Raw genomic sequence first — 20,114 nt, forward strand, 5'->3', positions numbered from 1 at the left:
CGTGAAACTGCTGCTCGTCGTCGCCTGCGCGCTGGTCGATTCCGACAATCGCGTCCTCGTCACCCAACGTCCCGAAGGCAAGGCCCTGGCGGGCTTGTGGGAATTTCCCGGCGGCAAGCTGGAGGCCGGGGAGCGGCCGGAGCCAGCGCTGATCCGCGAACTTTCCGAGGAGCTCGGTATCGAGGTCAAGGAAGCCTGCCTGGCGCCGCTGACCTTTGCCAGCTACGCCTATCCGGATTTCCACCTGCTGATGCCGCTCTATATCTGCCGGCGCTGGGAGGGGACCGTGATGTCGCGCGAGGGGCAGGCGCTGAAATGGGTGCGCCCCGGCAAGCTGCGCGAGCTCGCCATGCCGCCGGCCGACGAGCCGCTGATCCCGCCGCTGGTCGATCTGCTCGGGGCGTGAGCCTCGGCGGCCATTGCCGTATGCGTCATGGTCGGGCTTGTCCCGACCATCCACGTCTTCCTTCAGGCAAGAGGTCCTCAAGACGTGGATGCTCGCCACAAGGGCGAGCATGACGTCGAGGTTCTCGTGAGGCCCGAAACTCCTGCCGCTCAGCGCGGCAGGATGGTCTCGCCCATCAGGTGCTTGTCGATCGAGTGCGCCATCTGGCGGCCCTCGCGGATCGCCCAGACCACCAGCGACTGGCCGCGGCGCATGTCGCCGGCGGCGAAGACCTTCTCGACCGAGGTCTTGTAGGCCGCCATGTTCGCCTCGACATTGCCGCGCCCGTCGATCTTGACGCCGAGCTTCTGCAGGAGCCCGTCATGCACCGGCGAGACGAAGCCCATGGCGAGCAGGACGAGATCGGCCTTCAGCTGGAACTCGCTGCCCTCGATCGGCTTGAAGCTGGCGTCGACCTTGGCGCAGTGCAGGGTCTTCACCTTGCCGTTCTCGCCGGTGAACTTGACGGTACCTACGGCGAAGTCGCGCTCGGCGCCTTCCTCGTGGCTGGAGGACGTCCGCAGCTTCAACGGCCAGTTCGGCCAGGTCAGCGCCTTGTTCTCCTTCTCCGGCGGCTGCGGCATGATCTCGAGCTGGGTGACCGAGAGCGCGCCCTGGCGCACCGACGTGCCGATGCAGTCCGAGCCGGTGTCGCCGCCGCCAATGACGACGACATGCTTGCCGCCGGCGAGGATCGGGCGGGCATTGCCCGTCGTATCTGGCTCGCCGCCATTGCGGCGGTTCTGCTGCGGCAGGAAGTCCATGGCGAACTGGACGCCGTCGAGATCGCGGCCCTCGATCGGCAGGTCGCGTGGCTTCTCGGCGCCGCCGGTCAGGCCGATGGCGTCGTACTGGGCGAGCAGCTCCTGCGGGTCGATGTCGATGCCGACATTGACGCCGTAGTGGAAGACGACGCCTTCGGCCTCCATCTGGGCGATGCGCCGATCGACATGCGACTTCTCCATCTTGAAGTCGGGAATGCCGTAGCGCAGCAGGCCTCCGGCGCGGCCCTGGCGCTCATAGACATGGACCTCGTGGCCGACGCGGGCGAGCTGCTGCGCGGCAGCGAGGCCAGCCGGGCCCGAGCCGATGATCGCGATCTTCTTGCCCGTCTTCGTGGAGGCCGGCTCGGGAACGATCCAGCCTTCTTCCCAGCCCTTGTCGACGATCGCGCATTCGATCGACTTGATGGTGACCGGGGTGTCCTCGAGGTTCAGCGTGCAGGATGCCTCGCACGGGGCAGGGCAGACGCGGCCGGTGAACTCCGGGAAATTGTTGGTCGAGTGCAGGTTGCCGAGCGCTTCCTGCCACTTGTCGTTGTAGACGAGATCGTTCCAGTCCGGGATCTGGTTGTTGACCGGGCAGCCATTGTGACAATACGGGATGCCGCAATTCATGCAGCGCGCCGCCTGGTCCCGGGTCGCCTCGGGACCGAGCGGGATGATGAATTCCTTGTAGTTGCGAATGCGATCCGAGGCCGGACGATACTTCCGGTCGCGGCGGTCGATCTCGAGGAAGCCGGTTACCTTGCCCATCGTCTCACTCCGCCGCGACCGAGACGCCGGCCTGTGCCCGCTCGATTTCCAGTAGTGCGCGCCGGTACTCGACCGGCATCACCTTGACGAATTTGGGCAGGTAGTCCGCCCAGTTCTCCAAAATGGCCTGCGCCCGCGCCGACCCGGTGTATTTCAGGTGGTTGGCGATGAGCTGATGCAGGCGCTCGGCGTCGTAGCCGGACATGTTGGCCATGACGTCGATGCGGCCCTTGAACTCAAGGTCGCCGCCATGGTGGTAGAGGCGCTGGGTCAGCTCCTCCTCCTCCGGCACCGGCTCGAGATCGACCATTGAGAGGTTGCAGCGCTTGGCGAAGCTCTTGTCCTCGTCGAGGACATAGGCGATGCCGCCCGACATGCCGGCCGCGAAATTGCGACCGGTCTGGCCGAGCACGACGACGACGCCGCCGGTCATGTATTCGCAGCCATGGTCGCCGGTGCCCTCGACCACCGCGACCGCACCGGAATTGCGCACGGCGAAGCGCTCGCCGGCGACGCCGCGGAAGTAGCATTCGCCGGAGATCGCGCCGTAGAGCACGGTGTTGCCGACGATGATCGCCTCCTCCGCGACGGCGCGCGACTTGGCATCGGGCCGGATGATCAGCTTGCCGCCCGACAGGCCTTTGCCGACATAGTCGTTGGCCTGGCCGGTGAGGTCGAGCGTCAGGCCGCCGGCGACCCAGGCGCCGAAGCTCTGGCCGGCGGTGCCGGTGAGCTTCACCGTGATGGTGTCCTCGGGCAGGCCGATCGAGCCGTGGCGCTTGGCGATCTCGCCCGAGATCATCGCGCCGGTCGAGCGGTCGACATTGCGGATCGCACTCTCGATCACCACCGGAGCAGCCGTATCGAGCGAGGCGCCGGCCTTGGCGATCAACGTGCGGTCGAGCACCGATTCGATCGGGTGAACCTGACGTTCGACATTGCGGATGGCGACGCCCTTGCCTGGCTCCGGCTTGTGGAAGATGCGGGCGAAGTCGAGCCCCTTGGCCTTCCAGTGGTCGATCGCCTCCTTCTTGTCGAGCCAGTCGGAGCGGCCGACGAGCTCGTCGAAGCTCTTCACGCCCATCTCGGCCATGATCTCGCGCACGTCCTCGGCGAGGAAGAAGAAGAAGTTGATGACGTGCTCGGGCGTGCCCTTGAAGCGCTTGCGCAGCACCGGGTCCTGGGTGGCGACGCCGACCGGGCAGGTGTTGAGATGGCACTTGCGCATCATGATGCAGCCGGCGGCGATCAGCGGCGCCGTTGCGAAGCCGAACTCGTCGGCGCCGAGCAGCGCGCCGACGATGATGTCGCGGCCGGTACGCAGGCCACCGTCAACCTGGAGCGCGATGCGGCCGCGCAGCTTGTTCATCACCAGGATCTGGTGGGTCTCGGCGAGGCCGATCTCCCAGGGCGAGCCGGCATGCTTGATCGAGGTCAGCGGCGAAGCGCCGGTGCCGCCCTCATAGCCGGCAATGGTGATGTGGTCGGCGCGCGCCTTGGCGACGCCGGCGGCGACGGTGCCGACGCCGAGCTCGGAGACGAGCTTGACCGAGACGTCCGCCGCCGGGTTGACGTTCTTCAGGTCGAAGATCAGCTGGGCGAGATCCTCGATCGAATAGATGTCGTGATGCGGCGGCGGCGAGATCAGGCCGACGCCCGGAGTCGAATGCCGGACCTTGGCGATGCGGGCATCGACCTTGTGGCCGGGCAGCTGGCCGCCCTCGCCGGGCTTGGCGCCCTGCGAGACCTTGATCTGCATCATCTGCGAGTTGACGAGATATTCGGTGGTGACGCCGAAGCGGCCCGACGCGACCTGCTTGATCGCCGAGCGCATCGAGCGGCCATCCGGCAGCGGCTTGAAGCGCTCGGGCTCCTCGCCGCCCTCGCCGGTGTTCGACTTGCCGCCGATCGCGTTCATGGCCAGCGCCAGCGTCGAATGGGCCTCATGGCTGATCGAGCCGAAGGACATGGCGCCGGTGGAGAAGCGCTTGACGATCGAGACCGCGCTCTCGACCTCGTCGAGCGGCACGGCCTTGCGGCCGAGCTCATCGGCCATCTTGACGTGGAACAGGCCGCGAATGGTCGAGAGCTTCTCGCTCTGGTCGTTGACCAGCTCGGAATAGGCCTTGAACTTGTCGCGGGCGTTGCCGCGCACGGCGTGCTGCAGCAGCGCGATGTTCTCCGGCGTCCAGGCATGCGCCTCGCCGCGCAGGCGGAAGGCATATTCGCCGCCGATGTCGAGCGTGTCGCGATAGACCGGGGAGTCGCCGAAGGCGTCGCGATGGCGGCGCACGCTCTCCTCGGCGATCTCGGCGAGGCCGACGCCCTCGATCGAGGAGATGGTGCCGGTGAAGTACTTGTCGATGAACTGCGTGCGCAGGCCGACGGCGTCGAAGATCTGGGCGCCGCAATAGGACTGGTAGGTCGAGATGCCCATCTTGGACATGACCTTGAGCAGGCCCTTGCCGACCGACTTGATGAAGCGCTTGACCACTTCGTAGCGGTCGACCTCCGGCGGGAACTCGCCGGCCTCGTACAGCGCCTCCAGCGTCTCGAAGGCGAGATAGGGGTTGATCGCCTCGGCGCCGAAGCCGGCGAGCAAAGCGAAATGGTGGATCTCGCGCGGCTCGCCCGATTCCAGCACGAGGCCGACCGAGGTGCGCAAGCCCTTGCGGATCAGGTGATGGTGGACGGCCGCCGTCGCCAGCAGCGCCGGGATCGGGATGCGGTCCGGCCCGACCTGCCGGTCAGAGAGGATGATGATGTTGTAGCCGCCATGGACGGCCGCTTCGGCGCGCTCGCACAGGCGCTCGATCGCGCCTTCCATGCCGGCCGCGCCCTCGCGCGTCGGATAGGTGATGTCGAGCGTCTTGGTGTCGAAGCGATCCTCGTAGTGACCGATACAGCGGATCTTCTCGAGATCGTCATTGGTCAGGATCGGCTGGCGCACTTCCAGGCGCTTGCGGCGCGAGGTGCCCTCGAGGTCGAGGATGTTCGGCCGCGGCCCGATGAAGGAGAGGAGGCTCATCACGAGCTCCTCGCGGATCGGGTCGATCGCCGGGTTGGTGACCTGGGCGAAGTTCTGCTTGAAATAGGTGTAGAGCAGCTTCGACTTCGAGGAGAGCGCCGAGATCGGCGTATCCGTGCCCATCGAGCCGACGGCTTCCTGGCCGGTCACCGCCATCGGCGCCATCAGGATCTTGGTGTCTTCCTGGCTGTAGCCGAAGGATTGCTGGCGATCGAGCAGGGCGACGTCGGTGCGCGAGGCGCGCGCTTCGACCGGCGGCAGCTCCTCGAGCACGATCTGGGTGCGCTTCAGCCAGTCCTTGTAGGGATTGGCGAGACAGAGGGTGCTCTTGATCTCGTCGTCGCCAATGATGCGGCCCTCTTCGAGGTCGATCAGCAGCATCTTGCCGGGCTGGAGCCGCCACTTCTGGACGATCTTCTCCTCCGGGATCGGCAGCACGCCGAATTCCGAGGCGAGCACGACCAGCCCGTCATCGGTGACGAGATAGCGCGCGGGGCGCAGGCCGTTGCGGTCGAGCGTCGCGCCGATCTGGCGGCCGTCGGTGAAGGCGATCGCGGCCGGGCCGTCCCAGGGCTCCATCAGCGCCGCGTGGTACTCGTAGAAGGCGCGCCGGCTCTCATCCATCAGCGGGTTGCCGGCCCAGGCCTCCGGCACCAGCATCATCATGGCGTGGGCGAGCGAATAGCCGCCCTGGACCAGGAATTCGAGAGCGTTGTCGAAGCAGGCGGTGTCGGACTGGCCCTCATAGGAGATCGGCCAGAGCTTGGAGATGTCGGCGCCGAAGAGCTCGGAATCGACCGAGGCCTGGCGGGCCGCCATCCAGTTGACGTTGCCGCGCAGCGTGTTGATCTCGCCGTTATGGGCGACCATCCGGTAGGGATGGGCGAGGCGCCAGGACGGGAAGGTGTTGGTGGCGAAGCGCTGGTGGACGAGGGCGAGCGCGCTCTCGAAGCGCTCGTCGGTCAGGTCCTTGAAATAGGCGCCGAGCTGGGTGACCAGCACCATGCCCTTGTAGACGATGGTCCGGCAGGAGAAGGAGACCGGGTAATAGGTCGCGGTCGCCCGGTCATGGCGCTTGTAGACCTTGTTCGAGACCGACTTTCTGAGGACATAGACCCGGCGCTCGAACTCGTCCTCGCTGACGAGCCCGGCGGGGCGGCCGACGAAGATCTGGCGATGGCAGGGCTCGGTCTCCTTGACGGCCTCGCCGAGGTCGCTGTTGTCGACCGGCACGTCGCGCCAGCCGAGGAAGATCAGGCCTTCCTCTTCGACCGTCTGGGCGACTATCTCCTCGCAGACGGCGCGGTTGTCGGCCTCCTGCGGCATGAAGAACTGGCCGATGGCGTAATGGCCGGGCTCGGGCAATTCGATGCCGATCGCCGCGCACTCTTCCTTGAAGAAGCGATGCGGGATCTGGGTGAGGATGCCGCAGCCGTCGCCGAGCTTGGGATCGGCGCCGACCGCGCCGCGATGGTCGATATTGTGCAGGATCTGCAGGCCCTGCGCGACGATCGCATGGCTCTTGCGGTTCTTCATGTCGGCGATGAAGCCGACGCCGCAGGAATCCTTCTCATAGGACGGATCGTAGAGGCCCTGGCGGGCCGGCATGGCCGGATCGCGCACCTCGGGGAAACGCTCGAAAGCGGTCGTCGTCGTGGTGGCAGCTTTAGCAGTAGTCTCGGCCATCGCGCTCGCCTTCCTGCTCTCGCTCATCGTCACCTCCGCCCGCATCGGCCCCGCAGCATCGGCTCGGGAGCCAGCCAAAGTCCACCGCCGCTCCGGCGTCCACCTTGTCGAGCAAGGATCGGGCCGGTTCGGCTTTATTCTCGGTTTGCGAAGGTTGCTTGCGCTGGTCTGGTCTTGCGCCCGCGTCCTCCGCAGGCGCCTCGGGCTTTGGTCAGCCCTGCCGCGCCTGGTTACGCCGCCGTTTTGCGGGCGGCGCGCGTCGTACGGTTGGCTTTGGCTTTGTTCGCCGTACCTCCCGTCATCGTCCGCTCCATCCGCCTGCGCCGGGGCCTCGGCGAGGCCCTCTGAAATGGGACAGCATCGCTGTCCTATTGCCTTGACCTTGCCAGAATTCCAATCTGGGCACAAGCGTCGATTTTGCACTGCGGCGACATTTTATTGCGATCTCTATCTTTGTCCGGACATTTTCACATCACGCCGGCCGGTGAGCCAAGCCGGAAGTTGTCGATCGACGGAATCGGGGCTGCCCTGCGTCGGCGCGGATTGCGCTGCGGCAGGAGGCTGCTTATCGGTCAGGACCCTCTCAGCGCTCGCCGGATGCCAGCTTCATGAATTTCGTCAGCGACAATCTGGCCGGGGCGAGCGCGCCGGTGATGCGGGCGATGGCGGCCGCCAATGACGGTTTTTCCGCCGCCTATGGCAACGATGCCTGGACGAAGCGGGTCGAGGCCCTGTTCGCGGAGCTGTTCGAGCGCGAGGTCGCGGTCTTCCTGGTCAGCACCGGCACGGCGGCGAATTCATTGGCGCTGGCGAGCCTGGTCCAGCCCTGGGGGGCGGTGCTCTGCCATCACGAGGCGCACATCGCCTCGGATGAATGCGGCGCGCCCGAATTCTTCACCGGCGGGGCGAAGATCGTCGGCCTGCCCGGTGACGGCTGCAAGCTCGCACCGGAGGTCGTCACCGACCAGCTCGCGCGCATGCGTGCGGGAGCCGTGCACCAGGTCCAGCCGCAGATGCTGTCGATCACGCAGGCGACCGAGTGCGGGTTGGTCTACACGCCAGCCGAGATCGCGGCGCTCAAGCAGGCGGTCGCGCCGCGCGGGCTGAAGCTGCATATGGACGGCGCCCGCTTCGCCAATGCGCTCGTTGCGCTCGATTGCACGCCTGCCGAGATTACCTGGAAGGCAGGCGTCGATGTGCTCTCCTTCGGCGGCACCAAGAACGGCGCCTTCGCCGCTGAAGCCGTGATCGTCTTCGATCCGGCCGATGCCGGCGAGATGCCATGGCGCCGCAAGCGTGCGGGGCACACTCTGTCCAAGGGCCGGTTGATCGGGGCGCAGTTCGAGGGGCTGCTTGCTGACGGGCATTGGCTCGATCTCGCGCGTCACGCCAATGCGATGGCCAAGCGTCTCGCGCGAGCTGTCGAGACCGGAGGCAAGCTCCGGCTGGCCTGGGCCTGCGAGGCGAACGAGGTCTTCCTGGTGCTGTCGCCGCAGGCGCAGGCGGTTCTGGCGGCGCAGGGCGTGCAATACATCGCCTGGTCCGATGCGGCGCTGCCGGGTGGGGCGGAGCTCCTGACCGGAGAGGTGGTCGGGCGCTTCGTCTGCTCCTTCGCGACCCAGGCCGAGGAGGTCGACCGACTCGCGGCCGTGCTGGCTGCTGTCTAGACGCTGGAAAGAGCCTGTTTCCCAGCCGATTCACGCCGCAAGCGCGCCGCAATCCTTATCAAGAACTGAAGACTGCAAATTTCGTCTGACAGAGGACAGACCATGGCAGTCCTGGTTTCGCCCGCCGCCAAGCCGCGCTCCTTGCGCCCTCGGCTGGCCGGCCTTGCTATCCTGGCCGCGATGGCCGGTGCGAGCGGCCCCGCTTTGGCGCAGCTCGACGATTACGGCGGCGGCTACGCCCGTTACGGCTATAGCTACGGCTATGACTACGACGATGATTACGGGCCGCGCTATGGCTATGCGCCGCGCCGGGCAACGCCGATCCCGCCGCGGTCTCTCGAGCGCGGCGCAGCTCAGGAATTCGGCCTGCGCGAGGTGCAGCGGACGGTGCGGACCCGCTCGGCCCTCATCGTCGACGGCCTGGCGGCGAACGGGTCGCGGGTGCGGCTGGTCATCGATCGCTTCAGCGGTGATCTGATCGATCGCATCGTGCTGCAGCCGCCGCGGACCGTCAGGCTCGATCCGCGCGAGGAAGAACGACCGGCGCCGAAGAAGCTGACGCCACGCCCGCCGGAGCGGCCCGCCGCGTTGAAGCCGACGCAGCCACCGGCCGAGGCGAGCGCGCCTGCGACCGTCATGCCACCCTCGCCGGCAGCTCCGAAGCCGGATGCTGCTCCGGCGAAGCCCGTCGCGGTGCCGTCGGTCGCGCCCGGCGAGATCGGCAAGCCGAAGCTGGTCAACCCGCAGGATGTCCGCGGCGCCGACGAGCCCGACCGCGCCCCGCCGCTGGCACGCGCGCATCCGAGCGGTATTCCGACGCCCGATACGACGCTGCCGCCGGTGCAGATCGAGGAGATGAAGACGGCACAGCCCAAGCCGGAAACGCCGATCACGCCGGTCAACCCGCCGAACTGAGTTCGCGCTCTCGGGGCGTGGAAGGGCTGGGACGGCTCTGCGGAGCGATCGGGCCTCCGCATCGTGAAGCATATCGAAAACCTGTCACCGCGGTGCAATCGGTCACCGGTAGCCACCGGTAACTTGGGGCATGGAAGGCACCCGCGCTTTTGCGGATTGAAAAGCTCGGGTGCGACAGGGGCGTCATGCGCGACTATCGGCACAGAACCTATCCGCCGGCTTCCGATGCCGAGGTCGCAGCTTTCGAGCAAAGGCTCGGCGTCGACTTCTGCGCTGACTACAAGGCGTTTCTGCGGACCGATAACGGCCTTGAGGTCGATGAGCGCTTCGCGCTGCGGGACCTCGATGACTGGATCTACCATGTTCACCGGCTTTTCGGCGGCAGCGCAGAGCAGAGCCATGGCGTCGACGGCGAGCTCGACGGGTTCTTCGATCGCCGCTACCTGCCGATCTGCTACCCGATCGGAATCGATCACGGCGGCAATCTCTTGCTGCAGATCGCGGCCGGCGCGCGGCGCGGCCAGCTGGCGATGCTCGACCATGAGGTCTGGCATGGCGGGATGAGGGAGCTCCTCGATGTCGCCGACGGCCTCTATCCCGATGACGACGAAGAGAGAGATCCGCTTCCCTTCCAGACCTTCGCCGACGCGACGCCCGACCAGGTTCTGGACGAATGTTTCAAGGTCGGTTTCCTGGCCCATTACCCCGTTGGCCTCGCCGAGCATCTGGAGAATCTCGACCGCCTGCTCAACAGGCTCGCGGAAGAGAACCGCAACCGCCCGAAGACGCCGGTGCCGGCGAAGGCCGAACTGAAGTCTGCCTTTCTCCATCTGGTGATCAATGGCGCCTGGCAGGCGGTCGAAGAACTCTCGACATTTCAGGGCCAAGAGTTCGTCGTTGGGCCCGCCGAGGCGCTGGCCTGGCATGTCCGGATCGTGATGGAGGAAACGCGCGCGATCCGCACGAGCGTGGTCTTCACCGCTCCGGGTGGCGGGACCTTGCGCAGCTACGAGCTGATGCTCGAGACCAACGGGACGTTTCGCCTGAAGGCTGCGCTGACACAGAACGGCGTCGAGCCGACATCCGGTAGCTATGGCATCGCGGTGTCGTTTCCAGATGATCCGGTATTGCCGGTCTTGACCGATACACGCGAAATTCTGATCGGCCGGCGGCCGCGCGGCTTCACGAGCGCGCAATTCAAGCCAGCCAGCGAGACCGAGATCGACGCTTTCGAGGCGGGCTTGCCCTACCGATTCTGTGACGACTTCCGCGCCTGGCTGATGGAGGCCAACGGCATTCAGTTCCAGTGGCCGTATATCAAACTGTGGGATGGGCTGGCCGACGATGTGCATGCGACGTTCAAAGCCGAGGTGGCGGCCCAGGCAAAAACTCATTGGGAACTCGCGGTCCACGATCTCAACGGCCTTCAGAAGTCATGGCCGATCAGGATCGACGATCAAGCGGGGCCGCGCTGGGTCGAATCGGCGCGTGGTCTCGAGAAGGATTTCGCCAACCGCCTGAACGAGCCCCGATTACAGTTGCTTTACCCGGTTGCCGGGACGATCGCCTCCGATAGCCACGGCTATTGCCAGATCGCAGCCGGTGCGCGCCGTGGCCAGATCGTCGAGCTCAAGGCACACAAGTTCGGGCTCGATCGACTGGCTGACGTGCAGGATGGCCAGCGTGTGACGGGCCGCGGCAAGAAGGCAAAGACGCTTCGCGATCCGTTCAGGTCGTTCGCCGAGGCGATGCCCGACCAGGTCATCGACGCCTGGCTCGATGAAGGCATGATCGCGATGATGGGCCTGGACTTCGCGGCCTTCGCCGCACGTGTGATCGAGGTCCACGAGCAGGAATTCGCGCGTCTGTTCACCCGTTATGTCACAGGCCCGGAAGCAGGCTGACGCATAGAAAAACCTCCCTGGTTTCCCGGGGAGGTTCTGGCAGATCGCGCCAATAGCGAGGGGTTACGCGGCCTTCTTGGCCTCGATCACCTTGGCACCCTGCGCGCCGATCGGAATCAGGCGCGGCTTCTTGGCCTCGGGGATCTCGCGGACGAGGTCGATATGGAGCAGCCCGTTCTCAAGGCTGGCGCCGGTGACCTGGACATAGTCGGCGAGCTGGAAGCGACGCTCGAAGGCGCGGGCGGCGATGCCCTGATGCAGGACCTCGCGCTTCTCGGCATCCTCGGCGACTTTCTTGTCGCCACGGACGGTCAGCGCGTTCTCCTTGCTCTCGATCGAGAGGTCGGATTCACCGAAGCCGGCAACCGCGATCGAGATGCGATAGGCGTTCTCGGCGGTGCGCTCGATGTTGTAGGGCGGATAGCTCGGCGCGTTGTCGACGCTGGTGGCCTGGTCGAGCAGCGAGAACAGGCGGTCGAAGCCGACGGTCGAGCGATAAAGCGGGGAAAGATCGTAGGAACGCATGATTGTCCTCCAGAGGAAGCGACATTCGTGTCAGCCCGCCTCCTCGTGAGCGCGGGCCAGGTTTGGGGTGCGCAGCCGCTTGACGGCCTGTGCCACCATGATCTGGGTGGCGTTTCCGGCTTTTCAAGGCCGGGTGCCGAGGGGCATAACGAGGTGGCGAATCCGCCGGAGCGCCGATGACCGAGGCCGAATTCTTCCACCAGCCGGACTATCCGGTGCCCGGCCATGGCAAGGTCTGGTTTGCTGCGACCAGCGATGGCGCGCGCCTGCGGCTGGCGAGCTGGCGCCCCACCGTGCGGCGGGAGAAGGGCACGGTCCTGATCGCGCAGGGGCGGGCCGAGTTCATCGAGCGCTACAGCGAGACGATCGCAGAGCTGCGCCGGCGCGGCTTTCATGTCCTGACCTTCGATTGGCGCGGGCAGGGCGGCTCGCAGCGCTTCATCGGCCGGCAGCGCAAGGGGCATGTCGGCCGGCTCGTGCATTATGAGCGCGACCTTGCCCTGGTCATGACGCAGATGCAGGAACGCTTTCCCGCGCCCTATTTTGCGCTGGCGCATTCGATGGGCGCGGCAATCTGCCTCGATGCCGCCAGGCGCGAGGCGCTGCCGGTGGCGCGGCTGGTCGCGATCGCGCCGATGCTCGGCATCAGCATGATCGAGAATCCGCGCGGGGCGCGCTGGCTGGCGCGGGTGCTGTACTGGCTCGGTTTCGGCAAGGCTTTCGTGCCCGGTGGCGGCGATACCGCGATCGGCACCAAGCCGTTCGAGGGCAACCGGCTGAGCTCGGACCCGGCCCGCTATGCCCGCAATGCCGCGCTGTCGGCGGCGGCGCGCGAGCTCGCCATCGGCGACCCCAGTGTCGGCTGGATCCATGCCGCCTTTCAGTTGATGGACCGGCTGGCGCAGCCGCGCGCGCCGCTTGAAGTCAGAGTGCCGACCCTGATCGTCGCCGCCGGGCAGGATCCCGTCGTGTCGACACCGGCGATCGAGCGCTTCGCGGCGCGGCTGAAGACTGGCTCGGCCCTGGTGCTGCCGACGGCGCGCCACGAGATCCTGATGGAGAGCGACGCGATCCGGGCGCAGTTCTGGGCCGCCTTCGACGCCTTCATTCCTGGCGAGGAGCTGACCGCGTCCGTCTCAGCCGTTGAGCAGAGCGAGAGCGGCCTGGTGCATGGTCTTGTTGCCGGCGGCGAGGATGGTGCCGCCCTGGGCGGCGCTGCCGCCATCCCATGAGGTGACGATGCCGCCGGCGCCCTCGATGATCGGGATCAACGCGACGATGTCGTAGGGCTTCAGCCCGCTCTCGATGACGAGATCGATATGGCCGGCAGCGAGCATGCAATAGGCATAGCAATCGCAGCCATAGCGGGCCATGCGCACGGCGCTCTCGACGCGCTGGTATGCTGCCTTTTGCCCCTCCGCGAAGAGATGCGGGCTGGTGGTCATCAGCGTCGCCTCGGCGAGATCAGTCACCTGGCGCGTGTGCAGCGTGCGCGGTCCGTTCGGTCCTTCGTAGCGCGCCATGCGACCGTCGCCCGAATAGCGCTCGCCGGTGAAGGGCTGGTTCATCATGCCGTAGACCGGCACGCCCTTGCGGGTCAGCCCGATCAGCGTGCCCCAGACCGGAATGCCGGAGATGAAGGCACGGGTGCCGTCGATCGGGTCGAGCACCCAGACATAATCGGCGTCGGCATTCTCGGAGCCGAACTCCTCGCCAAGGATGCCATGGGCCGGGAAGGTGCGCTTGATCAGGTTGCGCATCACGTCCTCGCCGGCGCGATCGCCCTCCGTGACGGGATCGAAGACGCCGCCGCCGGATTTGTCCTCGGTCGTGTGCCGGGCGCGGAAGAAGGGCAGGATCGCCTGGCCCGACAGGGTTGCCAGCCGGGCGACGAATTCCGTGAAATCGACCGCGCTCATCCAGGGTTCCTTCGGCGTTCGTCCGGGTGCCGCCTTCATGCTGTGCAGCGGCAGGGAAGACAAGCGCTCTCGGTACGCGCGCTCGGGGCAGCCAATTCGGAGCTGCGAAATCGGCCTGCGTGATTCAGATATGCGATCCTGACATGCGTATGACGCATAACAAATTGATCGCGACAGCTTGCTTTTTTGCGGCGCAACGAGTTATTGTGCACTGCGAAGGGGAGATCGCTTCAAACCTTCGTTGCCCTCCTTGGGCGTTTCCTCCCTAGACTTCGGGCCGCCACGAAAGTGCGCGGCCCTTTTTCTTTTGGGAGTACAGGGCAGCGCCGGCGTTTGAAGGCCTTACTCCGCCGCCTGGCGCCAATCGTCGCTCCAGCCGCTCCAGCGTGCGAAGCACTCGGCCATGGCCGCGCTGATCACTCGCTGAAGGGCGGCAAAGCCACTGCTCGGCTCGAGCGTCGCCTCGTTCATGTAGAGGCCGCGGCTGACTTCGATCTGCAGCGCATGCACGCCTGAGCCGGGCGCGCCGTAATGCTCGGTGATGAAGCCGCCGGCATAGGGACGGTTGCGGGTTACGGTGAGTCCCGCCCGCGTGAACGCCTCCTCCGCGGCATCGACGACGAAGCTCGCGGCGCTGGTGCCGAAGCGATCGCCGAGGATGATGTCGGCCTTGGCGATGCCGTCGCGGTCGAGCCCGGTCGAGGGCATGGAATGGGCATCGACCAGGATGCAGCTGCCGAAACTGGCCTGCGTCCGGTTCACCAGATGGCGCAGGCCGGCGTGATAGGGCCGGTAGAGCTCTTCGATCCGGTTCAGCGCGTGCTCGACCGGGATGCGGCCCGAATAGATCTCATAGGCCTCGCCGACGATGCGCGGGATCGTGCCGAGCCCGCCGGCGACGCGCAGCGAGCGGGTATTGGCAAAGCCGGGCAGCCGGCCGTCGAACATGCGCGGGTCGAGCTCGTAAGGCTCGCGGTTGGCGTCGAGAAAAGCACGCGGGAACTCGGCGACGAGCAGAGGCGCGCCGAGCGCCACCGCCTGCGAGAAGAGCAGATCGACATAGGCATCCTCGGACCGGCGCAGCGCCCGGAGCGGCAGGCGCGAGCCCTCGACGAAGGCGCGCGGATAGCGCCGACCGGCGTGGGGCACGTCGACGATGACGGGGACGACCTGCAGCGCGGGCTGGTAGAGCGTGAACGGCCGTTCGATCTCGGCGATCACGTCGTCCGGACGGGGAAAAGAGAATCCAGCTGGCAGCGTCATGTCCGTGAACTCAAGCACAAAGCGACGGCCGGTTGAAGGGGATGACCTATCGTCAGAGAAGCGATGCGCCTTCACTGGTTGTTTACCGTAATGTCGCCAAATAGAACTGGCTGATCCATCTGGGTGTGTGCGAGCGCTGAGTTCGCCTGCGCCGCGCTGGACCGGCGACACCCGGAATGGCAGGGACGGCCACCCGGTACGAGGGACGACGAGGCGAGCTGATCGGCTTCCAGCCTGACGGGGCGGGGTGGCGTGGGCTCGGCGCAACATCACGGACGAAGCAAGGCGCCATGACGAAGATTCTCCTGGCCGAAGACGACAACGACATGCGCCGCTTCCTGGTGAAGGCGCTGCAGAATGCAGGCTATGACGTCGCCTCGTTCGACAACGGGCTATCCGCCTACAACCGGTTGCGCGAGGAGCCGTTCGAGCTGCTCCTGACCGACATCGTCATGCCGGAGATGGACGGCATCGAGCTGGCGCGCCGCGCCACCGAGCTCGATCCCGACATCAAGGTGATGTTCATCACCGGTTTTGCGGCGGTGGCACTCAATCCGGATTCGCAGACGCCGAAGGATGCCAAGGTGCTGTCGAAGCCCTTCCATCTGCGCGAGCTGGTCAACGAGGTCGAGAAGCTGCTGGCGGCGTGACGGTTTCCTGCAAGGAAGCCGATTAAGCGCCTTGCAAGGCGCGCACGCCTCCGCTATAGCCCCTCCACCTCGCAGCGATGCCGCCCCCGGGCCGGTGTCGTTCCGGACGCCCTCGGGCGAAACGGGCGCGTAGCTCAGCGGGAGAGCACTACGTTGACATCGTAGGGGTCACAGGTTCGATCCCTGTCGCGCCCACCATTTCCTTCGTAAACGAAGATTGAAAGACCCGCTTCGGCGGGTCTTTCTTTTTAGCGCTGCATTCCGGCCGCCTGCCTTCCGGGGCTATTTGGCGTTGTCCAGCTCGGCCTGGAGGAAGGCCATGAAGGCGGGATCGTCGGCATAGGCGACGTTCACCCGCATGCCGGCCGCTCTGTCATCACTTTCAGGCTGATGTCGTTCGGGCATGAAGACCGTGCCGGGCGCGATGAAGATGCCCTGCTCCGAGGCGCGGCGCGCCAGCGCGAGGTCGTCGAGGCCCGGCGGCAACCCGACCCAGAGATAATAGCCGCCGCCCTGGCGCGAGAAGATCGGCAGGCCGAGGCGCTCCAGCCCGCCGAAGGCGCTGCGCGTCGCCTTGCCGATTCGCTCCCTCAGACGCTTGAGATGATGACGATACTGGCCGCTGGCGATCAGGTCGCTGACGAGCCGCTCCAGATAGCCAGAGGAGTTGACCACGGTCAGCATCTTCATGTCGCCGAGCGAGCGGGCGAGCGCCGGGCTCGCGGCGACATAGCCGATGCGCAGGCTGGCCGAGAGCGTCTTCGAGAAGGTGCCGAGATAAATCACCCGCTCGAGCTGGTCGAGCGCCGCGAGGCGCGGCGCGCTCGCCGGCATCACGTCGGCGAAGGGATCGTCCTCGACGATGATGAGATCGTGCTGGGCGGCGATCTGCAGCAGGCGATGCGCGATCGGCAGGGCGATCGAGCCGCCGGTCGGGTTGTGCGCCAGCGACTGGGTGAAGAACACCTTTGGCCGGTGCCGCGCGATCTGTGCGGCAAGGTCGTCGAGGTCGGGCCCATCCGGGAGCCGCCTGACGCCGGCCATCTCGATGCGGGCGAGCTTCAATTTGCCGAAGAGCGGGTAGTAGCCGGGGCTGTCGACCAGGACGGTATCGCCGGGCTGCAGCAGCTGCCGGATGATCAGGTCGAGCGCGTGGTTGGCGCCGAAAGTCAGCAGGATCTGCGCTGGCGAGACCTGGATCGAGCGCTCGGCCAGCATCAGCCCGATCTGCGCACGCAAGGGCGCATAGCCGACCGGATCGCCATAGCCGTGCTCGATCGGCAGGTCGCTCTTGCCGCTGCGGACGCGCAGATGCCGTCCGAGCTCGGAATCCTCCATCCACGACCGCGGCGGGCGGCCGTCGCCGACGCGGACCGGATGGACCTGGCAGAGCTGCTCGCGCAGCAGCGAGACGATGTCGATCGCCTCGCTCATATGCGGCGGCGGCGCCTCGCTCGGCCGCTGCCCGGGCGCGCGGACATAGAAGCCGGCCCCGCGGCGGGCTTCGAGCCGACCGCTGGCGACGAGCCGGTCGTAGACCTCGACCATGGTATTCTTGGAGACGCCGTATTCGCCGGCGGCCAGCCGCAGCGAGGCCATGCGCCGGCCAGGCTGGAGCAGCCCCTCGTCGATCATCCGGCTGATCCGGGCGACGATCGCGCCGGTGCGGTTGCTGTCGGCCTGCTCGTCCATCGGGCCTCGCATCTGTACCAGCCAATTCGCTGGTACAGAGAATGGGACATTGTAGAAATTGTGCCTTGCCGCTCTCCGGCGATTGTCCGAGCTTGTCAACCGAAGAAGCGCCGATGCCGCTCGCGCGGTGCATCAAAAAACCCCGGCTGGGGAGGACATGACATGGTGACGGCCGAGGCGCGCAGCGCCGCCGGACGCGAGGTGAACTCGCGCATCGAGAACTTCCGCAATCTGAGCTGCGCCGAGCGGCTGGAGCAGGCCGTTGCGGCGGCCGGGCTGGCCGATGCCGACCGCGCCTTGCTGGCTCAGCCTGGCGGGCTCCCGCTCACTCTCGCCAACGGCATGATCGAGAACGTCGTCGGCACCTTCGAACTGCCGCTCGGCATCGCCACGAACTTCACCGTCAACGGCAAGGATTACCTGATCCCGATGGCGGTGGAGGAGCCCTCCGTCGTCGCCGCCGCCTCCTATATGGCCCGGATCGCCCGCGGCTCCGGCGGCTTCCGCACTTCGAGCGACCGGCCGATCATGCGGGCGCAGGTCCAGCTCCTCGGCATCGGCGATCCCGAGGGCGCGCGCCACAAGCTGCTGGCGGCGCAGGCCGAGATCGTCGCGGCCGCCAATGCCAAGGACAAGGTGCTGGTCTCGCTCGGCGGTGGCTGCCAGGGCATCGAGGTGCATGTCTTCCCGCAGACGCCGCGCGGGCCGATCGTGGTGATGCACCTGCTCGTCGACGTCCGCGACGCGATGGGCGCCAACACCGTCAACACCATGGCCGAGACGGTGGCGCCGATCGTCGAGCGCATCACCGGCGGCACGGTGCGCCTGCGCATCCTCTCCAACCTCGCCGACCTCCGGCTGGCGCGCGCCAGCGTCACCATCCCCGAGGCGGCGCTGGCGACCAAGGAATTCTCCGGGCGGCGCATGATCGACGGCATGCTCGACGCCTACACCTTCGCCGCGATCGACCCCTACCGCGCCACGACCCATAACAAGGGCATCATGAACGGCATCGACCCCGTGGTGGTCGCGACCGGCAATGACTGGCGCGCGATCGAGGCCGGCGCCCATGCCTATGCCGCGCGCAGCGGCCGCTACACCTCGCTGACGACCTGGGAGGAGGACAAGGACGGCAACCTCGTCGGCTCGATCGAGCTGCCGATGGCGCTCGGCCTGGTCGGCGGCGCGACCAAGACCCATCCACTGGCGCAATGGGCACTGCGCCTGCTCGGCGTCACCAGTGCCCAGGAGTTGGCCGAGGTCACCGTCGCGGTCGGGCTCGCCCAGAACATGGCGGCGCTCAGGGCGCTGGCGACCGAAGGCATCCAGCGCGGCCATATGGCGCTGCACGCCCGCAACATCGCCATCGTCGCCGGGGCCGAGGGGGCCGAGATCGAGGCGATCGCCGCCGAGCTCGCGCGTACGCACGACGTCCGCGTCGACCGGGCACGCGAGCTGCTGGCGGAACGGCGCAAGGGCTGACCTTTTTTTGGAATCACCACAGAACCGCAGCAAGCGGACGACAACCGGAGGAACGTTCATGGACAATCGCATTACCCGCCGCACCCTCAGTGCCCTGCTGGTCTCGGCCGGCATGGCGCTGTCGCTGCCGGCCTACGCACAGAACGAGATCAAGATCGGCTACAATGCCGACCAGTCGGCCTCAGGCGCGGCCGAGCTCGGCCTCTCCGGCCTCTATGGCTTTCAGGCGGCGATCGACGATCTCAACGCCCAGGGCGGCGTCCTCGGCCGCAAGGTCGTCGGCGTCGTCCGTGACGATGCCGGCGCGCCACCGAAGTCGATCCAGAACATGAACGAGCTGATCGACAACGAGAAGGTCGCGGCCGTGGTCGGCCCGACCAATTCAGGCAATGCGCTCGCCTGGCTGCACATCCCGCAGCAGAAGAAGGTGCCGGTGATCTCGCATGTCGCGACCGCGACCGACATCACCGCCCGCTATGCCAAGGAGCCGCAGAACTACATCTTCCGGGTCTCGATGGTCGATCGCGAGCAGCTCGCTTTGCTCGCCGCCTATGCGGTCAAGGCCTCGAAGAGCAAGAACATCGCGATCATCGCCGACACCACCGGCTATGGCCAGGCGGCGACCAAGGACCTGCAGGAGATCCTGACCCTGCACGGCATCAAGCCGGTCGGCATCGAGAAATTCGGGCCGAAGGACACCGACATGACCTCGCAGCTCGCCAAGCTGAAGGCGGCCGGCGCCGACATGATCATCACCGGCTCGCTGGCGGATGCTACGGCGCAGGTGCTGAAGAGCATGGAGAAGATGGATTATTACCCCGGCCTGCTCTCGACCTGGGGCTCGATCAACACGCCGCTGGTCAACATCGCCGGCCCCAAGCTCGCCGAGAAGACGATCTTCGCCGCCTCGACCACCGAGGACGCCAGCGACCGGTCGGCCGCGCTGCACAAGCGCCTTGTCGCCAAGCACCCGAACATGCCGGCCTTCGTCTCGGCGGCGCAGGGCTATGACGCGGTGATGCTGATCGCCGCCGCGATCAAGCAGGCCGACGGCACGGACGGCCCGAAGTTGCAGGCTGCGCTGGAGAATCTCGGCGCGGTGCAGGGCATCATTAAGAAATACGAGAAGCCCTTCAGCAAGGAGCAGCACGAGGCCCTCGGCGTCGCCGACTTCCACCTCGCGCAATGGAAAGACGGCCGCGTGGTCAAGCTCGACGACGCCGTGGTCAAGGGGCTGACGGCGGCTGATCTGAAGCGCTGACGTCTCCATCGGGCTTCCGCCCGTCATGGTCGGCCTTGTGCCGACCATCCACGTCTTCGCTTGATCGATCGAACGCGGTGTTCAAGACGTGGATGCTCGCCACAAGGCGAGCATGACGAGGCCGGAGCGGCTTTGGCTGGTC

14 protein-coding genes and 1 tRNA gene are annotated in these 20,114 nt (G+C 66.5%); 9 read left to right on the top strand and 6 right to left on the bottom strand.

The genetic code is table 11. The annotated features are described in order from the left end of the window. The first annotated feature begins 1 nt into the window (after position 1). Positions 2-406, top strand: coding sequence for an 8-oxo-dGTP diphosphatase MutT (mutT, locus tag ACWIGM_RS23660; protein ID WP_454028417.1), 405 nt, complete (start codon positions 2-4; stop codon positions 404-406). Positions 407-555: 149 nt separating this feature from the next. Here the strand turns inward: mutT and ACWIGM_RS23665 are convergent, their stop codons facing one another. Then, positions 556-1,980 carry a glutamate synthase subunit beta gene (locus ACWIGM_RS23665; protein ID WP_454028418.1) on the bottom strand — a complete coding sequence of 475 codons (1,425 nt, stop codon included), beginning with the start codon at positions 1,978-1,980 and terminating at the stop codon, positions 556-558. 4 nt (positions 1,981-1,984) lie between these two features. Further along, positions 1,985-6,739 (bottom strand): glutamate synthase large subunit, encoded by a 4,755-nt coding sequence (gene gltB / locus ACWIGM_RS23670; RefSeq protein ID WP_454028756.1) that lies wholly within the window; start codon positions 6,737-6,739, stop codon positions 1,985-1,987. Between the two features lie 563 nt (positions 6,740-7,302). On the opposite strand from gltB, the gene ACWIGM_RS23675 reads away from it, so the two are divergent. The 3 genes from ACWIGM_RS23675 to ACWIGM_RS23685 all read left to right on the top strand — a co-directional run bounded on the left by ACWIGM_RS23675 (position 7,303) and on the right by ACWIGM_RS23685 (position 11,180). Beyond that, entirely contained in the window at positions 7,303-8,361 is a 1,059-nt protein-coding gene (locus tag ACWIGM_RS23675; protein WP_454028419.1) for a threonine aldolase family protein, read from the top strand. Between the two features lie 102 nt (positions 8,362-8,463). After that, positions 8,464-9,276, top strand: a complete 813-nt coding sequence (locus tag ACWIGM_RS23680) for a hypothetical protein (protein WP_454028420.1) — start codon at positions 8,464-8,466, stop codon at positions 9,274-9,276. 185 nt (positions 9,277-9,461) lie between these two features. After that, positions 9,462-11,180: an SMI1/KNR4 family protein gene (locus ACWIGM_RS23685; protein ID WP_454028421.1), complete on the top strand. Its 1,719-nt coding sequence runs from the start codon at positions 9,462-9,464 to the stop codon at positions 11,178-11,180. Between the two features lie 63 nt (positions 11,181-11,243). Here ACWIGM_RS23685 and ACWIGM_RS23690 read toward each other — a convergent pair whose 3' ends face one another. Beyond that, positions 11,244-11,705, bottom strand: a complete 462-nt coding sequence (locus ACWIGM_RS23690) for an Hsp20 family protein (RefSeq protein ID WP_454028422.1) — start codon at positions 11,703-11,705, stop codon at positions 11,244-11,246. 176 nt (positions 11,706-11,881) lie between these two features. Here ACWIGM_RS23690 and ACWIGM_RS23695 point away from each other — a divergent pair, with 176 nt between their 5' ends. Further along, positions 11,882-12,937, top strand: coding sequence for an alpha/beta fold hydrolase (locus ACWIGM_RS23695; protein WP_454028423.1), 1,056 nt, complete (start codon positions 11,882-11,884; stop codon positions 12,935-12,937). On the opposite strand, the gene hisN is transcribed toward ACWIGM_RS23695, so the two are convergent. Both hisN and ACWIGM_RS23705 read right to left on the bottom strand, forming a co-directional pair. Beyond that, the gene (gene hisN / locus ACWIGM_RS23700) at positions 12,842-13,624 is read right to left on the bottom strand and encodes a histidinol-phosphatase (RefSeq protein WP_454028424.1); all 783 of its coding nucleotides are present in this window, start codon (positions 13,622-13,624) and stop codon (positions 12,842-12,844) included. The two genes, ACWIGM_RS23695 and hisN, sit on opposite strands and share 96 nt — an antisense overlap. Positions 13,625-13,966: 342 nt before the next feature. Continuing rightward, the gene (locus ACWIGM_RS23705) at positions 13,967-14,887 is read right to left on the bottom strand and encodes an N-formylglutamate amidohydrolase (protein WP_454028425.1); all 921 of its coding nucleotides are present in this window, start codon (positions 14,885-14,887) and stop codon (positions 13,967-13,969) included. A gap of 290 nt (positions 14,888-15,177) precedes the next feature. Between ACWIGM_RS23705 and cpdR the strand changes: the two genes are divergently transcribed. Then, entirely contained in the window at positions 15,178-15,537 is a 360-nt protein-coding gene (gene cpdR / locus ACWIGM_RS23710) for a cell cycle two-component system response regulator CpdR (RefSeq protein ID WP_038363805.1), read from the top strand. A 123-nt stretch (positions 15,538-15,660) separates the two neighbouring features. Then, a tRNA-Val gene (locus ACWIGM_RS23715) sits at positions 15,661-15,735 on the top strand. Positions 15,736-15,819: 84 nt separating this feature from the next. On the opposite strand, the gene ACWIGM_RS23720 is transcribed toward ACWIGM_RS23715, so the two are convergent. Then, complete coding sequence (locus tag ACWIGM_RS23720; protein ID WP_454028426.1) at positions 15,820-17,229, bottom strand: aminotransferase-like domain-containing protein; 1,410 nt, start codon at positions 17,227-17,229, stop codon at positions 15,820-15,822. Positions 17,230-17,391: 162 nt separating this feature from the next. Here ACWIGM_RS23720 and ACWIGM_RS23725 point away from each other — a divergent pair, with 162 nt between their 5' ends. Together ACWIGM_RS23725 and ACWIGM_RS23730 are read left to right on the top strand one after the other, a co-directional pair. Further along, positions 17,392-18,711 carry a hydroxymethylglutaryl-CoA reductase, degradative gene (locus tag ACWIGM_RS23725; protein ID WP_454028427.1) on the top strand — a complete coding sequence of 440 codons (1,320 nt, stop codon included), beginning with the start codon at positions 17,392-17,394 and terminating at the stop codon, positions 18,709-18,711. A 58-nt stretch (positions 18,712-18,769) separates the two neighbouring features. After that, complete coding sequence (locus ACWIGM_RS23730; protein ID WP_454028428.1) at positions 18,770-19,972, top strand: ABC transporter substrate-binding protein; 1,203 nt, start codon at positions 18,770-18,772, stop codon at positions 19,970-19,972. The last annotated feature ends 142 nt before the right edge of the window (positions 19,973-20,114 follow it).

The organism is Allobosea sp. NPDC055332, from assembly GCF_053645455.1.

Bases quoted from the DNA above. Each gene is read 5' to 3' on its own strand.
- ACWIGM_RS23665 (WP_454028418.1), bottom strand. From the start codon at position 1,980: ATGGGCAAGGTAACCGGCTTCCTCGAGATCGACCGCCGCGACCGGAAG.
- gltB (WP_454028756.1), bottom strand. From the start codon at position 6,739: ATGCGGGCGGAGGTGACGATGAGCGAGAGCAGGAAGGCGAGCGCGATG.
- ACWIGM_RS23675 (WP_454028419.1), top strand. From the start codon at position 7,303: ATGAATTTCGTCAGCGACAATCTGGCCGGGGCGAGCGCGCCGGTGATG.
- ACWIGM_RS23680 (WP_454028420.1), top strand. From the start codon at position 8,464: ATGGCAGTCCTGGTTTCGCCCGCCGCCAAGCCGCGCTCCTTGCGCCCT.
- ACWIGM_RS23685 (WP_454028421.1), top strand. From the start codon at position 9,462: ATGCGCGACTATCGGCACAGAACCTATCCGCCGGCTTCCGATGCCGAG.
- ACWIGM_RS23690 (WP_454028422.1), bottom strand. From the start codon at position 11,705: ATGCGTTCCTACGATCTTTCCCCGCTTTATCGCTCGACCGTCGGCTTC.
- ACWIGM_RS23695 (WP_454028423.1), top strand. From the start codon at position 11,882: ATGACCGAGGCCGAATTCTTCCACCAGCCGGACTATCCGGTGCCCGGC.
- hisN (WP_454028424.1), bottom strand. From the start codon at position 13,624: ATGAGCGCGGTCGATTTCACGGAATTCGTCGCCCGGCTGGCAACCCTG.
- ACWIGM_RS23705 (WP_454028425.1), bottom strand. From the start codon at position 14,887: ATGACGCTGCCAGCTGGATTCTCTTTTCCCCGTCCGGACGACGTGATC.
- cpdR (WP_038363805.1), top strand. From the start codon at position 15,178: ATGACGAAGATTCTCCTGGCCGAAGACGACAACGACATGCGCCGCTTC.
- ACWIGM_RS23720 (WP_454028426.1), bottom strand. From the start codon at position 17,229: ATGGACGAGCAGGCCGACAGCAACCGCACCGGCGCGATCGTCGCCCGG.
- ACWIGM_RS23725 (WP_454028427.1), top strand. From the start codon at position 17,392: ATGGTGACGGCCGAGGCGCGCAGCGCCGCCGGACGCGAGGTGAACTCG.
- ACWIGM_RS23730 (WP_454028428.1), top strand. From the start codon at position 18,770: ATGGACAATCGCATTACCCGCCGCACCCTCAGTGCCCTGCTGGTCTCG.